General features: G+C 68.4%; 10 protein-coding genes. 5 read left to right on the plus strand and 5 right to left on the minus strand.

All coding sequences use genetic code 11. The features are described from left to right. Window positions 1–57 precede the first annotated feature (57 nt). Window positions 58–1,872: a flavin-containing monooxygenase gene (locus BHS09_RS14075; RefSeq protein WP_174260542.1), complete on the plus strand. Its 1,815-nt coding sequence runs from the start codon at window positions 58–60 to the stop codon at window positions 1,870–1,872. Then, complete coding sequence (locus BHS09_RS14080; protein ID WP_174260543.1) at window positions 1,869–3,530, plus strand: SMP-30/gluconolactonase/LRE family protein; 1,662 nt, start codon at window positions 1,869–1,871, stop codon at window positions 3,528–3,530. The genes BHS09_RS14075 and BHS09_RS14080 overlap by 4 nt, the downstream gene beginning before the upstream one ends. A gap of 16 nt (window positions 3,531–3,546) precedes the next feature. Here the strand turns inward: BHS09_RS14080 and BHS09_RS14085 are convergent, their stop codons facing one another. Beyond that, window positions 3,547–3,876 carry a hypothetical protein gene (locus tag BHS09_RS14085; RefSeq protein WP_237080356.1) on the minus strand — a complete coding sequence of 110 codons (330 nt, stop codon included), beginning with the start codon at window positions 3,874–3,876 and terminating at the stop codon, window positions 3,547–3,549. 303 nt (window positions 3,877–4,179) lie between these two features. Between BHS09_RS14085 and BHS09_RS14090 the strand changes: the two genes are divergently transcribed. Beyond that, window positions 4,180–5,376, plus strand: a complete 1,197-nt coding sequence (locus BHS09_RS14090) for an AI-2E family transporter (protein WP_140790441.1) — start codon at window positions 4,180–4,182, stop codon at window positions 5,374–5,376. 86 nt (window positions 5,377–5,462) lie between these two features. Here the strand turns inward: BHS09_RS14090 and BHS09_RS14095 are convergent, their stop codons facing one another. The 3 genes from BHS09_RS14095 to BHS09_RS14105 form a co-directional block, all read right to left on the minus strand. Then, complete coding sequence (locus tag BHS09_RS14095) at window positions 5,463–9,026, minus strand: PepSY domain-containing protein (RefSeq protein WP_174260544.1); 3,564 nt, start codon at window positions 9,024–9,026, stop codon at window positions 5,463–5,465. Between the two features lie 256 nt (window positions 9,027–9,282). After that, complete coding sequence (locus tag BHS09_RS14100) at window positions 9,283–10,785, minus strand: ArnT family glycosyltransferase (RefSeq protein ID WP_140790445.1); 1,503 nt, start codon at window positions 10,783–10,785, stop codon at window positions 9,283–9,285. Window positions 10,786–10,848: 63 nt separating this feature from the next. After that, the gene (locus BHS09_RS14105; RefSeq protein WP_140790447.1) at window positions 10,849–11,412 is read right to left on the minus strand and encodes a ferritin-like domain-containing protein; all 564 of its coding nucleotides are present in this window, start codon (window positions 11,410–11,412) and stop codon (window positions 10,849–10,851) included. A 235-nt stretch (window positions 11,413–11,647) separates the two neighbouring features. On the opposite strand from BHS09_RS14105, the gene BHS09_RS14110 reads away from it, so the two are divergent. Both BHS09_RS14110 and BHS09_RS14115 read left to right on the plus strand, forming a co-directional pair. Beyond that, complete coding sequence (locus BHS09_RS14110; RefSeq protein ID WP_140798125.1) at window positions 11,648–13,255, plus strand: xylulokinase; 1,608 nt, start codon at window positions 11,648–11,650, stop codon at window positions 13,253–13,255. Window positions 13,256–13,272: 17 nt separating this feature from the next. Continuing rightward, a complete protein-coding gene (locus BHS09_RS14115) occupies window positions 13,273–14,802 on the plus strand; it encodes a pyridoxal phosphate-dependent decarboxylase family protein (protein WP_140798126.1) in 1,530 nt (509 codons plus the stop codon). Here the strand turns inward: BHS09_RS14115 and BHS09_RS14120 are convergent. After that, window positions 14,790–16,082 (minus strand): TIGR02270 family protein, encoded by a 1,293-nt coding sequence (locus BHS09_RS14120; RefSeq protein ID WP_140798127.1) that lies wholly within the window; start codon window positions 16,080–16,082, stop codon window positions 14,790–14,792. The two genes, BHS09_RS14115 and BHS09_RS14120, sit on opposite strands and share 13 nt — an antisense overlap. Window positions 16,083–16,085 lie beyond the last annotated feature (3 nt).

Raw genomic sequence — 16,085 nt, forward strand, 5'->3', positions numbered from 1 at the left:
GTAAGTAAACGGTCGTGTACATCGTGCGTGGCTCCCAACTCGAAAGGATGTGTGCGGATGACTGCGACAAAGCAGGATGGGCGCGCTTTTTCTCCGGAAGCCTTGAAGGAGAGGTACCGCCTCGAGCGTGAGAAGCGGCTGCGTCCCGACGGCAATACGCAGTACATCCCCGTGAAGGGCGTCTTCGCGGACTTCGACAAGGACCCTTACGTTGAGCCTGGGTTCACGCGCCCGGCGCTGGCGGAAAAGCTAGACGTCTTGATTGTCGGAGGTGGGTTTGGCGGCATGTTGTCGGCCGCGCGGCTGCGTCAGGCGGGTGTGGACTCCATCCGCATCGTCGAGAAGGGCGGCGACTTCGGTGGCACCTGGTACTGGAACCGCTATCCAGGCGCCGCTTGCGATGTGGAGTCCTACATCTACCTGCCGTTGCTCGAAGAGACTGGCTACATGCCCACGGAGAAGTATGCGCGGGCGCCCGAAATCTTCGCCCATTGCCAGCGCATCGGCAGGCACTTCCAGCTCTACGAGAAGGCGCTGTTCCAGACCCTGGTCCAGTCCATGGACTGGGATGAGGACGCCCGGCGCTGGAATGTCACGACGGACCGAGGGGACCGGCTGGCGGCGCGGTTTGTCATCATCGCGGGAGGCATCCTCCACAAGGCCAAGCTGCCCGGCATCCCAGGCATCGAGACGTTCAAGGGGCATTGCTTCCATACCAGCCGTTGGGACTACGCCTATACCGGTGGCAGCCCCACCAGCCGCATGACCCGGCTGGGCGACAAGCGCGTGGGCATCATCGGCACGGGGGCCACGGCGGTTCAGGCCATTCCCCAGCTGGGCGCAGTGGCCCGGCAGCTGTATGTCTTTCAGCGCACCCCCTCGAGCGTTGGCGTGCGCGGCAACCGGCCCACGGATGACGCCTGGGCGAAGTCGCTCCAGGCCGGCTGGCAGCAGGACCGCATCCGCAACTTCTCCGCGATTGTCTCCGGCCGCCCGCTGCCGGTCGACATGGTCCAGGATGGCTGGACGTACATCTTCCAGGACGGCGCGACCCAACAGGCTCGGACGCCCGAGGAGGCAGTCGAACTCCGCCAGCTGGCTGACTACCAGAAGATGGAGGAGATCCGCGCGCGGGTGGATGCCATTGTCTCGGATGCGGCGACGGCCGAGGCGCTCAAGCCCTATTACAACCCGATGTGCAAGCGGCCCTGCTTCCACGACGAGTACCTGGAGACGTTCAACCGGCCCAACGTCCAGCTCGTCGACACCGAAGGCAAGGGCGTGGAGCGGATTACGCCGACGGGCGTGGTGGTGAAGGGGAAGGAGTACCCGGTCGACTGTCTCGTCTACGCCTCGGGCTTCGAAGTCTCGGGTGACTACACCCGGATGCTGGGCTTCGACATCCGCGGCCGCGACGGCACCTCGCTCCGGGAAAGCTGGGCCGACGGTCCGGCGACGCTGCATGGCATGCACAGCCGCGGCTTCCCGAACCTGATGATGTTCACCACGACCCAGAGCGGCTGGGCCATCAACTTCGTGCACATCCTCGACGAGCAGTCCCAGCACGCCGCCTACATCATCGGGCGGTGCCTGAAGCAGGGCGTGGAGGTCATCGAGCCGTCGGCGCAGGCACAGCAACAGTGGTGGGACGTGATTCTCTCCCGCCTCAGGACGGGGATTTCCTTCGGCGGGGCGGATTGCACGCCCGGCTACTACAACAACGAGGGCGTCAGCCCGGGGCCGAACGCCATCCGCTACGCCACCTTCGGGGGCGACACGCTCGCGTTCATCGACGTCCTGCGTGCCTGGCGTCAGGGTGATGGGCTCGTGGGCCTGGAGCTCACGCAGGGCAAGGTGGCTTCGAATCCATGAGTGCTTCCCTGTTCCGATGTGTCTCCAAGTCCCTGGCCGCCGGTCTGCTGTTGATGGCGGGCCCGGCCCTGGCCACCCCGCCCAAGTCCTACCGTCAGGAGGTGGTGGTGGCCGGCTCCCACTTCCAGGGCGTCCACGGGCTCGCCGTGGATGGAAAGGGAAACCTGCTGGCCAGCAACCTGCTGGGCCAGTCGGTCCACGCCGTCAACCTGAGCACGGGCGTGGTGAGCACGCTCGTGGGGCCTCCGCTGGGCGGCGCGGATGACGTGGCGCTGGGGCCTGACGGTTCCATCTACTGGACGGGTTACTTCTCCGGCCAGCTGATGCGGCGCACCCCGGATGGGAAGACGCGCGTCATCGCCAGGAACCTGCCGGGCCTCAACTCGCTGGCCTTCCGCGGCGATGGCCGGCTCTACGTGACGCAGCTCGGACGGGGTGATGCGCTGTGGGAGGTGGACCCGACCGGGCGCAAGCCGCCCCGGAAGGTCATCGACGCGCCCGGTTATCTCAATGGCTTCGAGTTCGGCCCGGATGGCCGGCTGTATGGCCCGCTCATCCTCAAGGGGCAGATAGCCCGCGTGGACGTGGACACGGGCCTCATCGAGAAGGTGGCGGAAGGCTTCACGGTGCCCGTCGCCGTCAACTTCGACGCGCGCCGGGAGAACCTCTACGTCGTCGACGCGGCGACGGGTGAGCTGGTGCGGGTCCGTCTGCCGTCGGGTGCCAAGGAGGTCGTCGCGAAGCTGCCCACCGGGCTCGACAATCTGGCAGTGGGCCCGGATGACCAGGTGTACGTGTCCAACATGGTCGACAACGACATCCGCGTGGTGAATCCCGCCGATGGGGCCGTCCGCCTCCTGGTCGAATCTCGCTTGTCCGTGCCCTCGGGTATCGCCGTCGTGCCGGATGACCCCGAGGAGACACTGTACGTGGCGGATGTGTACGCCCTGCGCCAGGTGGGCGGGCGTGATGGCCGGGTGACCCAGACGACGCGGGTCCTCTTGTCGCAGCTGAACTTCCCCATGAACGTGAGCGTGACTGCCCGGCATGTCGTGCTGAGCACGGCCTATCTGGGCAGCCACAGCACCCTCCAGGTGTTGGACCGCGGCACGGGAGCGCTCCTGCGGACCATTCCCACTCCGAATGGCGCGCAGGGCGTGGTGGAGTTGGAGGACGGCACGTTGCTCGTCGCCGAGGCCGCCACGGGCCGGCTCGCTCGTGTGGATACCTCCGAGCCCGCCGTCACCACGGTGCTGGCGGAGAGGCTGGGTGGGCCCGTGGGACTCGCGGCCGACACCAAGGCGAACGAGCCTGCGGTGTATGTAACGGAGGTGCGTTCGGGGAAGGTGACCCGCGTGCGTCTGTCGGATGGGGCGCGGCGCACGGTGGCCACGGGCCTCAAGGCGCCCGAAGGCATCGCGCTGCATCCCGACGGTGGATTGATTGTCGCGGAGGTGGGCCGCAAGCGGCTGGTGCGCATCGACGCGGCCACGGGCCGGGTGACGGTGCTCGCCAGTGGCCTGTGCATCGGTCTGCCTGAGAGCGAGGGACTGCCACCTGGCTACATCCCCACGGGCGTGGCGGTGGGCGCGTCGGGCACCCTCTACGTGACGTCCGACATCGAGAGCGCGCTCTACCGCTTCGTCCCCGTGCCTTGAGCCTGTGCGGCCACCGTCACACGGGGACTTCGAGGTTCATGGACAGACCCGCTTCGAACTCGGGCGCTTGCCGGAGCCGCTCCAGGACGATGCGGGTGCAGTGGAGCGTGACGAGGGGAATCGTCCCCGGTTCGCTGATCCACCGGACCGCGTCCATCAGGTGGTGGGCTTTCAGGAACGCGAGCACGGCGTCCCAGAAGCGGCGTCCCTCGTCGAGCGCGGCGTGGTAGGCGGACCGGCGGTCCGGGGCCGATGCCGGGATGGCATCGGCTCCACGCTTCTTTCGCGGCAAGGGCCGGTACGGCGCGGCGCTCTGCCGGGGCATGACGATGGCTTCAATCCACATCGCGTCACCCTCCACACTCCCGGTCCTCGGGTGGGTCTGGGGATTATCGGACATGGCGCGTGCAGGTTGCGCCCCCTTCAGCTCGCCCTCAAGGGTGGGGCCCACTTGCCCCCATGGCATGCGTTGCCTGCTTCGGGGCTCAAGGCTCGCTCGCACTTCAGGCGTGACAGTGCGCGCACGTCTGCTTGCCTGCTGGGGTGCGCTACGCCAACTGCTTGAAGTTGCAGGAGCGCCTGTCAGGTGACGCGGTGGTGTGCTCCGGGCCGCCTACCGTCCGTGCAACCACATCCTACCTTGTGAGGCATGAAGGCATCTCGTCGGCAGCTCCCCGTCTATGTTCCGCCGCGGACGGTCTGGGTCGTCGGAACGCAGGTCCTGCTGCTTATCCTGTGCTGGGCCGCGCTCCGGGCGCTGTACCCGGTGCTCACGCTGCTGGCTGTCGTGCTGCTGCTCTCCATCGCGCTGAGTCCGCTGGTGCGCAGGCTGACGCAGTGGGGGCTTCCTCGCGGCGCGGCTGTGGCCATCGTGGCGCTGGCGCTGTTGGGGATGATGGGTGTCCTGGTGGGCTCGTTGGTGCCCATGCTCATCCACCAGCTCCAGGGCCTGGTCCAGTCGATGCCCGCCATGCTTGAACGGCTCGCGCAGTCCCACTGGGTGGAGGAGCTGAGCGCGCGTTATGGCGTGCAGGTCCAGGCGGAGGACCTCATCCGCTTCGAGCCCTCGGACGTCGCGGGCCGCCTCATCAATGTCCTGTCGTCGACGCTGGGCCTGGTGGCGGGGGGCATCACCGTGGTGGTCCTCACGGTGTTCAGCCTGTTGTTCGGTGAAGACCTCTACGAGAGCGGCATCCAGTGGGTATCGCCGCGCCGCCAGCCTCGCGTGCGGTTGCTCATGTCCCGGATGCGCAAGGCCGTGGCCAACTACCTGGCGGGGACCCTGCTGGTGATGACCATTGGCGGAACGGTCGCCGCCACCATGGCGATCATCCAGGGCGTGCCGTACTTCCTGCCGCTGGGATTGATGGTGATGATGATGGGCGTCATTCCCTACCTGGGCAGCATCGTCAGCGCGGTGCTGGTGGGCGTCATCACCCTGGCCGCGGTGGGCCTCAAGGATGCGCTCATCGCGGTGGCCGTGTTCATCGTGTACCAGCAGATTGAGTCCAACGTGCTGGGCCCGATGATTCAGCGGAGGGCCATCAAGATGAACCCGCTGCTCATCTCCATCGTGGTGCTCTGCGGCGGCGCGGTGGCGGGGCTGCCCGGCGTCGTCCTGGCCGTGCCGCTGGCCGCGGCGGCGCAGGTGCTGGTGCAGGAGGTGCTGGGGCTTCGCCAGGAAGCGTGGCAGCGCAGCCATCGGTTGGAGGACTCGAAGCGGGAGCCGGGCCGAGGCGCAGTGGAGGAAGGGTTGCTCTTCGCGGGCCCCATGGCGGGACCACGTCCGTCAGCGCCGCCGAGCAGAGAGCCACCACCGCCGCCGGACACTCCCTCGGCGCACTGAGCGCGAAAGCAGAAGGGCCTCCAGACATCGACCCGGAGGCCCTTCGCGTTCATTCCGCCGTCACGCCGGGTGACGGGGTTCGTTCATCAACGGGCCGCCTGCGTCGAGCGGCCCTGCACGCTGCGCGTCTTCTCCGGCGCCGAGGCGGCCACCGCGGCCGACACGCCGAAGACGAGGTCGTCGCGGTCGTTGTAGCTACCGGCGGTGCACGAGCTCGCGGTGCCGCCGTATCGGAATTGCGCGCGGATGGCGTGGTTGCCCGCGGTGGCGCCCAGGTTGAAGGTGTGCGTGAAGGTCCGCGCACCGCTGCCCGTGCAGGCCACGTCCGTGGTCAGCGCCGTCCACGACGGCGCGGAGGTGTTGGTCGTGTAGTACAGGTCGAAGCGGTCCGTGGTGCCCCAGCACCACACCGTCACCTCGGCCGTCACCTGCTTGCCGACGGAGAAGGCGCTGTGGTCCACCGTGCGGAGGACGACACGGTCGACGCTCTCATCGCTGTGGTAGGTTCCGGAGTTTCCGTCCGCGCAGGAGGCGTTGATGGTGTTGGGCTGGTTGGGCTCGGCGCCGCCGGACAGGGTGCCGCGGCCGTTGACGAGCACCGTCCCGGTGTCACACCCGCACACGTTGCCGCAGGACGGGGCCCGCAGCGTGGCGTTGTAGGTGGCGGCCACCGGCGTGCAGATGTTGGTGGTGGTGAAGCTTCTCGCCGTGCTGTAGGCGCTGGTGCCGCAGGAGTCGGCTGCCCGTGCGCGCCAGTAGTACGGGGTGCTGCTGCTCAGCGCTGGCGTCACCGTCCACGCGCTGGCCGTCAGGGCGGTGGCCGAGCGGACCACATTGGTGAAGGCCGAGTCCGTGGCCACCTGGACCTCGTAGGTGGCGGCGCTGGGCACGTCGCTCCAGTCGAGCGCCGCGGACGTGCCGACACCGGTGGCGCCGTCGGCGGGGCTGCTCAGCGTGGGCGCCGCCAGGGCGACGCAGCCGCGCGTGGTGAAGGTGGACGCCGCGGACCAGGCGCCCACGCCGCCGCACGAGTTGCTCGCGCGCACGCGCCAGTAGAACGGGGTGCTGGTGGCCAGGGCTGGCGACACCGTCCAGGTGCTGGCCGTCAGCGCGGTGGTGCTGGCCACCACGTTGGCGAAGGCCGCGTCGGTGGCGACCTGCACCTCGTATGTGGAGGCGCCGGAGACGTCGTTCCAATCCAGCACCGCGGACAGCTCCACGCCGGTGGCGCCGCCGGAGGGCGCGGCGAGCACGGCCGTGCCGGGCGCGGCGCAGACGGGCGTGGCGCACGTGCACGCGCTGGCGGCGCCGTAGCACGCGTTGGAGGACGCCGGGACGATGGAGTAGCAGTACTGCCGGCCGTTGGCGACCTCGCCGTCCGTGTAGGTGGTGCCGGTGACGGTGGCGACCTTCGCCTTGCCGAAGTCGCAGCCCGCGAAGCCCTCCGTCTTCATCACCCAGTACTGGGTGGCGCCCGCGGACGCGTTCCAGCTCAGGCTGACCTGCCCGTCACCCGGGGTGGCGGTGGTGTTGGCGGGCGCCGCGGTGGGGCCGGCGGCGCAGCCGCTGTTCGTCACCGTCGGGGTGGAGCACGCGATGCGGTGCCGGTTGTACGCCGCGTAGATGGCGGACATGTGCGGCGTGCCGTTGGCCAGGTTGCCGTCGTCGTCGTCCGCCGCCAGCCACTGCATGTAGCCGTTGGTGGCGCCACAGCCGTCGGATGTGCCCGCCGTGCAGTTACAGGCGTGCCACGTGCCCACGTTGCCGCTGCCCTGGTAGAACGTCTTGTTGCCCACGATGAAGGCGGTGTTGGAGTCGTAGTTGAACGGCGGCGCCGTCAAGTCGCGCGTGACGAAGTCCCAGGCCGCCTGACGCACGGGCGAGGCCGCGCAGTGGACCTGGCGGCTGCACGGGCCGGAGCCGGAGCTGCACATGGGGCACACGAAGTTCTGCGGCGTGGCGGGGATGTTGGGCACGCTGGCGGCCCAGTCCGCGTCACGCACGCCGGAGCACTTGGTGTTGCACCACGACTGGCCGGAGACCTGCGCCTCCTGCTGGTTGTAGCCCGTGCCGTCCGGCGTCAGGCCGCAGCCGGTGTTGACCGTCTGGAAGAAGCCATAGCCCACGCAGGACGTCTGCAGGCGGTAGATGGCCGCGATGTCCGCGTAGCCCTCCGACGAGTTGCTGAGCGAGCCGTTGGCGTCGAAGTCGTCGATGCCGTGGCCCCACTCGTGGTCGAACACGGCGCCAATCTCACCGGTGTTCCGGCAGCCGCCGCCGCTCCGGTAGAAGTTCACCGAGCTGCCGTTCCAGAAGGCGTTGCAGGTGCTGTTGATGTTGACGTTGGAGAGCAGCTGGCCCTGGAGCCAGGTGTTGGTGGGCAGCCACCCGCGGGCCTGCTCGGCCAGCTTGTTCAGCTCGTAGAAGCTGGAGCGGGACGCGGAGGTGTTGCCCGGCGAAGTGCCCGGAGGCACGTTGCAGTCGTGGCCGTTCCCCATCAGGTCGATGTTGCCCGAGGAGCTGACGTTGATGGCGCCGCACGAGTCGCTGATGCGCACGTACTTGCCCGCAAGCGTGGTGGTGACGGTGCCGGAGCTGTAGTTGAAGACGCCCGCGCCGTCCGTGAAGTTGTTCGGCGCCGGCAGGCCCGTATTGGCCCAGGGCATGGGCGAGTTGGGCTGTATGGTGCCGCACGTCTCGTTGGAGGTGCAGATGTCGATGTTGGTGGTCGGGTAGATGCCGCCCTTGATCTGCGCGTCGAAGTAGTGGTTGTCGTCCTCCACGGCGAGCACCTCGCCCGTTTGGGCGTCCACCGTCGTCTTCCAGCGCTCGTTGCCGCCGGCCTCGGAGAAGCCGTAGGTGTACACGAGCCGGTGCTCGTAGCCGGTGCCGACGGCGCCGTTGAAGGACTCGCCGTTGAGCGCCACGGGGGCAATCTCCAGCGTGGGCTGCTGCCACAGCGTCTGGGGACTGGTGCTCAGCCCCACGAAGCCGTTGCCGGACACCAGCGCGTCCTGCGGGGCCAGCCGGGGGCGGGTGTCGATGCGCACGTTGGCCCAGGCCTCGGTGCCGATGAGGATGAGGTTGCCGTGGCTGATGGTGGCCGCGATGCGCCCGTGGCGCACGGGGACGCCGTTGACCTGCTGGGAGATGTGGACCTGGATGAGGTCGTCGTTGACGTACGTCACCCGGGGGTTGCCCATCTGCATCAGGTCGACGTTGAACGCGGACTGGTTGTCCGCGATGAACTTGAAGATGATGTCACCGACGGCGGCCTCGTCCACGTTCGCGATGGAGCGGCCAATGGACTCACGGACCTGGTCCATGGTGACTTTGTTGTTGAAGCCGTCACCCGGGATGAGGGGAATGGTGCCTTGCACCGCGGTGGGCGTTCCCGTACGCGGGTCGACGTAGACGTTGAACTCGCGCCCATTGCGCTTGAAGAAGTCGTCCCACGCGTCGGCGCCGAGCGAGTTCATCTGCTGGCGGGCTTGCTGCAACGGCATGTTCTGGATGGGCAGGTACAGCTCTGGTTTGAAGAAAGCCTTGTCGGCGACGGCGCTCTGTCCCTTGTCAGGTGGCTTGAAGGCCCAGGCGGAGGTGGATAGGAGCAGGACGAGACATGCTGCTGACACCCGTGTGTGGCGCATGCGTTTCTCCTCTGCGGACCCGCGGAGGCACATGCCCTCGCGGTGGCTCCTGCACGGAGCACGTCAACGCCCATACCGGGTGTGAAATTAAATCTGAATACGTGGGATTCCGTTCGCTATTCCCGAAGAAAGTTTTGCAAGAATAACGGGACTTAGAAGTGTTCACTGGTGGCGTGCCTGGCGTTCGAACCGCCGTGCACGAACCGGGCTGTCATCCCGCGGGATTGAAGTTTTCCCATGAGGGCGCGAATCGCCTTCAGTCTGGCCAGATGCGCACCCAGTCATCCTGGATGAGCTTGCCGCTGGAGCGGTCGGTGCTCCCGCTGGCCATGAAGCGCCGGGGCGCGGTCAGCGCGAGCACGCTGGCCTCCACCCAGAAGAAGAGCAACGCGGCGGCGGCGACGGCGGGCAGCCGCGTGGCCCACCGCTGAGCGGAGGCGCGTGTGGCGAGCACCACGAGCGGAAGCAACAGCAACGGGATGAGCGCGGGAAAGACGGCGAGCAGGCCGCGCGTGTAGCCGAAGAAGGCGACGGTGATGAGGGCCCGATGCAGCAGCACCGCGGTGAACAGCGCGAAGCCGCGCCACGCGGGCCGCAAGGACAGCGCGGCGCCCGCGAGCAGCAGCAGGGTGAGCGGCCACTTCAGCCACGCGCTCTCCGGCACGAAGACGTCCACGGGGGCCCGGGCGCCGTTCAGTCCCGCGGGCAGGTTGGAGGCCCCCAGACCCAGCCGGAAGCCGTCCAGCCAGCGGTCCAGCTTGGCCAACCACAGACGCGCCGCGTCCGCCGGGTAATCCCGCATCCACGCGAGCCCCTCCGCGTACCCGTGCAGCAGCAGGTGTCGCTGGGCGGAGTTGGCCACGTCCAGAAAGCCCTCCTGGCCCATCTGGTTGACGCTGTCGGGCGTGAAGCCCCCGGTGGCCGCGGCGTGGTTCGCCATGGCGAAGTTGATGGGGCCGTACACGGTGACGGGGGCCAGCACGGGCAGCGGCTCCAGGTGCGGCGTCCGGGCGTTGAGCTCGCGCAGCACGCGCGCGTTGTGGATTGCCCAGGGGGCCAGCACGACGGCGGTGACGAGCAGGGCCGCGCCCCAGCGCAGCGCCAGTGTCCGCGCGGGCATGGCGCCTCGGTAGAGCCAGGCCCAGGCGAGGAGGAAGGGCCAGAGGTACAGGTGCTCGGCGCGGGTGAGCGAGCCCAGGCCCATGACGGCGCCCAGCAGCACGGCGCCCGTCCACGTGGGGCCCGCGCGGTGCTGGAGCATCAGCGCGCAGGTGGCCGAGAGGAAGAAGACGTAGAGCACTTCGTTGCTGTACGTGGTGGACAGCACCAGCCAGCCGAAGCTGCACGCGAAGAGGGCGGCGCCCAGCAGGCTCCAGCCGGTGCCCAGCACCTTGCGCCACCACCACCCCGTGAAGGCGACCGTGCCCGCGTTCAGCAGCGCCAGCGCGAGCTTGTACGGGTAGGCGCTGCCCTGCGGCGGGCCCAGCACGCGGTAGAGCAGCCCCAGGAGCCAGGGGAACAGGGGCGGGTGGTAGGGCAGGGTGGCGGGCCCGGTGTGCCCCCGCGCGAGGTCGGCGGCGTAGGCATGGAAGAAGCGCGCGTCGCCGTAGAAGAAGATGGAGAAGGGCCAGGTCCGGTCGGGCGACGCCTGCAGGTAGAGCCAGCGCAGCAGCAGGCTGAGGCTGAAAGTCACGGCGGCGCCCAGGGCCACCGGGTGCCGCCGACACAGCTCGCTCACAGCGGTGAAGCGCCTGCGCATGCCACCCCCCGGACGCGTTGCCCGCCACCTTAGCCAGGCGCGAGCGCGGCGGCCAGGCGGCGCTCAGCTCCGCAGGGGCGGCTTGCCCTGGTGCGCCACCAGCAGGTCATGCATGTCGTTGGCGTGCTCCTCCTCCTTGGCGAGGATGTCCTCCATCATCCGGCGCGTCGTCGGGTCATGGTTGGCGAAGTAGCGCACCATCTCCTGGTACGTCTGGATGGCAATGCGCTCGGCGATGAGGTTCTCCTTGATCATGTCCACCAGGTTCTGCCCTTCGGCGTACTGGCTGGCGCTGCGGGTCAGCAGACCTTCGGGATTGAAGTCCGCCTTGCCTCCGAGCTGGTTGATGCGCTCGGCGATGCGAAGCGCATGCTGCTGCTCCTCGCGGGCGTGCTCTCCAAACTCGTCCTTCACGGACTCGCTCTGGATGCCCACCGCGGCGACGTAGTGGTAGGTGTAGCGCAGCACGCAGACGATTTCCGTCGCCAGCGCGTCGTTGAGCAGTTTGATGGTGGCGTTGACGTCGCCCTCGTAGTCCTCGGTGATGGCGCCTTCCTCCAGGTGCTCCCGGGCGCGGCGGCGAATCTCGGTGATGTCCGTGAGGAAGGGCTGCTGGGCTTCGGCCATGGTGCTCCCCCTGTTCTGGGCCTCGCGCAAAGGTAGGAAGGGCGGGGCGAGTCGCAGCCACCCACGGGAGGAACGGTCCGCCACCACGCCCCGGGGGCGGACGAGGGCTCGGGGACTTCTTCCGGGCTTTCAGAAAAACGACGAACTTCCACGCGTCGGTGGCAGGCTGCACGCGTTCGTTTCCTAGACTCGGCCGCCGCGGCAGTCGCCCGGCCGGTCTGTCTTGACGCCCGGCATGGAGGGAAGTGTGTCCCACGCAGGTGAACAGTCCATCCTGGCCATCGACCTCGGGACGTCCGCCGTCAAGGTGGCGGCCGTCACGCTGAGGGGACGGATTCTGGGCGGTGACGTGGAGCCGCTGGAGTTGTCCCTGCTCCCGGATGGGGGCGCCGAGCAGCAGCCGGAGGCGTGGTGGCGCGCCATCGTCCTGGCGACGCGGCGCCTGCTGGCCTCCGGGGCCGTGCGCGCGGAGGACGTCATCGGCGTCAACTGCAGCTCGCAGTGGTCCGGCACCGTCGCGGTGGACGAGTCCGGCACGCCCGTGTGCCCCGCGCTCATCTGGATGGACTCGCGCGGAGCGCCGGACGTGAAGCGCGCGGTGGGCGGCTTCCTCTCCGTAGAGGGTTACGACGTCCGCCGCCTGATGACGTGGATTCGCCTGTCGGGCGGAGTGCCCAGCCTGTCGGGCAAGGACCCGGTGGGCCACATCCTCTACCTGCGGCGCGCGCGCCCGGACGTGTACCGCCGGACGTACAAGTTCCTGGAGCCGAAGGACTGGCTCAACTTGAAGCTGAGTGGCCGCTGCGCCGCCTCGTATGACTCCATCACCCTGCACTGGGTGACGGACAACCGCGCGCTGGGCCGCATCGCCTATGACGACCGGCTGCTGAAGCTGGCGGGGCTCGAGCGGGAGACGCTCCCGGACCTGGTCCCTGCCTCCTCGGTATTGGGGCCGCTCCAGGCGCAGGCCGCGAGCGAGCTGGGCCTGCGTGAGGACGTGCAGGTGGTGACGGGCGCGCCGGACATCCTCGCCGCCGCCGTGGGCTCTGGGGCAGTGGGGGACTTCGAGCCCCACCTGTGCGTGGGCACCTCGTCGTGGCTGTGCTGTCACGTGCCCTACAAGAAGACGGACCTCTTCCACCAGATGGCGTCCCTGCCGTCCGCCCTGCCCGGGCGCTACCTGCTGGCCAACGAGCAGGAGTCCGCCGGCATCTGCCTCACCTTCCTCAAGGACAACATCCTCTATGGCCGGGACGCGGAGGCGGGCACGAGCGGTGACGCGCCGGATCTCTACCGGGTGATGGAGGCGCAGGCGGGCAACGTCCCCGCGGGCAGCGACCAGCTCATCTTCCTGCCCTGGCTCAACGGCGAGCGCAGTCCGGTGGACGACAAGTCGCTGCGTGGCGGCTTCTTCAACCAGTCCCTGAAGACGACGCGGGCGCACATGGTCCGGGCGGTGATGGAGGGCGTGGCCTACAACTCGCGCTGGCTCTTCACCTATGTGGAGCAGTTCGTGGGCCGGCGGTTGGACTCGCTGCGCATCATCGGCGGCGGGGCCCGCTCCGCGCTGTGGTGCCAGATTCACGCGGACGTGCTGGGCCGCGTGGTGCAGCAGGTGGATGAGCCGGTGCTCGCCAATGCACGAGGCGCCGCGTTCCAGGCCGCGGTGGCGCTGGGGCGGCTGACGGTGGAGGAGATTCCCTCGCTCGTGCCGGTCGCCCGCACCTTTCATCCGGATTCGAAGAACGCGGCGCTCTACGACGAGCTGTTTCGCGAGTTCGTCAACATCTACAAACACAACAAGGCCATCTTCGCGCGGCTCAATCGCGCGCGAAGCGCCTGAACCCCCAGGAGTTCGCCATGGCACTTCCAGACCTGAAGGCGCTGAGCCTGCTCAACCACGTCCCGCCGCGGCTGCTGTCCGCGGCGGAGCGCTATCTCAAGGCGGTTCCGGGCGTGAAGGGCCTGCTCAACCGGGAGACGGGCTCGCTGCTGTCCGAGTTGGAGAGCGGCCTCAAGCCCTACCGCGGGAAGATGCAGTCGTTCGACCACCTGCCGCCGACGGGGCGCCCGCGCGAGGACGTGCTGCGCGAGCTCCAGGCCCTGGAGTCGCAGGAGGAGTACCGTTGGCGCGAGGGCCGCGTGTCCGGCGGCGTGTACAACGGTGACGCGGAGCACATCGCGTTCCTCAACCGCGTCTATGCGCTGCATTCGCAGAGCAACCCGCTGCACGCCGACCTGTGGCCCAGCGCCACCAAGTTCGAGGCGGAGGTGGTGGCGATGACGGCCAGCATGCTCGGCGCGGACGTGGCGAACGTGGGGCAGCCGGAGGAGGCGCGCATCTGCGGGGCCATGTCGTCCGGTGGCACCGAGAGCATCATGCTGGCGATGAAGACGTACCGGGACTGGGCCCGGGACACCAAGGGCATCACCAGGCCGGAGATGGTGGCGCCCGCCAGCGCGCACCCGGCCTTCGACAAGGCGGCGCACTACTTCGGCATCAAGATGGTGCGGGTGCCGGTGGGCCCGGACTACCGCGCGGACGTGGCCGCCATGCGCAAGGCCATCAACCGCAACACCATTGTCCTCATCGGCTCGGCGCCCGGCTTTCCGCACGGTGTCATCGACCCCATCGAGGCGCTGTCCGAGATTGCGCGCAAGAAGCGCATCGGCTTCCACACCGACGCGTGCCTGGGCGGCTTCGTGCTGCCCTTCGCCATGAAGCTGGGCTACGACGTTCCGCCCTTCGACTTCCGCCTGCCGGGCGTGACGTCCATGTCCGTGGACACACACAAGTTCGGCTATGCGGCCAAGGGGTCCTCGGTGGTGTTGTACCGGGGCACGGAGCTGCGCTCGCACCAGTACTTCACGGCGACGGACTGGCCCGGTGGCATCTACTTCTCGCCCACCTTCTCCGGCAGCCGGCCGGGCGCGCTCATCGCCTCGGCGTGGGCCGCGTTGGTGAGCATGGGGGAGCAGGGTTACCTGGACGCCACCCGGCACATCCTGGAGACGGCGGCGGCCATCAAGAAGGGCATCCGCGACATCCCGGAGCTGCACGTGCTGGGTGACCCGCTGTTCGTCATCGCCTTCGGTTCGGAGTCCCTGGACATCTTCCAGGTGATGGAGCGGATGAGCGAGCACGGGTGGAACCTCAACGGCCTGCACAAGCCGTCCGCCGTCCACCTGTGCGTCACGCTGCGCCACACGCAGCCCGGCGTCGCGGAGCAGTTCCTGGTCGACCTGCGCGACGCCGTGGACTACGTGAAGTCCCACCCCAGCGCGAAGGGGACGATGGCGCCCGTGTACGGCATGGCGGCCTCCGTGCCCTTCCGCGGTCTGGTGAGCGACCTGCTCAAGAAGTACATGGACCTGCTCTACAAGGTCTGAACGAAGTCCGAATAGGGCTGGGCGGGATGGGAGATGGATGCTGGGCGCAGCCGCGAGAGCTGCGCCCATTGCTCCTGGGCGAAGCCATCAGGATTCAGTCGGACGGCCCCCTTGCTGCGAATGGTGACATTCAGAGCAAGGGCAGGCCGCCGTAACATGGGCGCCTGTTGCAGTGCCTCCAGTATCAGTGCGGCGGTCATCGGTTGTCCGTGTAGATAGCGCGTGCCCGGCATGAAGCGCTTTCGCTGCTCCCTCCACCAGGCCTCAATGGCCTCGTGGTCGGGGAATGGCAGTTCGTCCTCGGGCGCCGGGACGAGCGGGGCATCGTCCTCATCCCCCTCATTGTCTGGTGCCTCCCGACGGAAGGGTCCTTCCACGACCAGGCCCGTGATGGTGGAGATGGCTTCGGCCGCGAGGTGGGCCACCTTTGGATTTCGCAAGAAGGGGAGGCAGGCCTCGACGGCCGCCGGACTCCCGCTGGTTCCCAGTGCCCGGAGCACGTCCCCCTGGAGTTCGGGCGCACCCAGCGCCTTCGTCAGCATCTCGATGTCCTTGGGTTGGCCTCCCATCGCCACGAGGAGTGCAGCTCGCGCCATGGCCGGTGCGCGGGCATCGACGAAGTGCCTGCAGGCGCTCCATGCCGCACGTCGGCCCAGCAACAGCCCCGCGACGAGCGCGGCGTCGCGGACGGACGCGTCGGGCGAGTCCAGGGGGCGCGCCATCGCCGCAGTGTCGAGTGGCGACAGCCAGCGGCCCACCGCGCGCAGAGCGGCGGCCTGGAGCCGGGGGACGGCGCTGGACAAGAACGGTTTCAGTTCGACACGGGGATGCGGCTGCCGGAGGCTCACGGCATCGAGCGCGGTGGCAAGTACGGACGCGGGGGCCGTGCCTTCCGTCAATATCTTCTCCAGCCGTGCCGTGAGGGCCTCGCCCCCTCCCAGTTCCAGCACGCGGCGGATGCAGGACTGTCGCTGCTCCGAAGCCTCGTCAAAGCCATCCAGCAGCGTGTCGAGATGCGCCGCCATCGAATCCGACAGCAACGTGAAGGCAGCGGTACAAAAGAGGCCGGCCTCCTCTTCTTCGAGCGCGGGTCGCAGCAGCCGCTCAATGGCGAGCGCTCCGCCCTCGCGCAGGCCTTCCACGTGCGCCAGCAATCGCTCCTCAGGCCCGTCGATGACCTCTCGCAGCACGTACCGATGCGAGCGTAGCGAACGTTCCCACTGTCCCCAGAGAAAGGCTGCTTCGTTGAGATGCTCTTCGAGGATGTCCCAGAGAATCATGGA

It is taken from the genome of Myxococcus xanthus (assembly GCF_006402735.1).
GTDB lineage: Bacteria > Myxococcota > Myxococcia > Myxococcales > Myxococcaceae > Myxococcus > Myxococcus xanthus_A.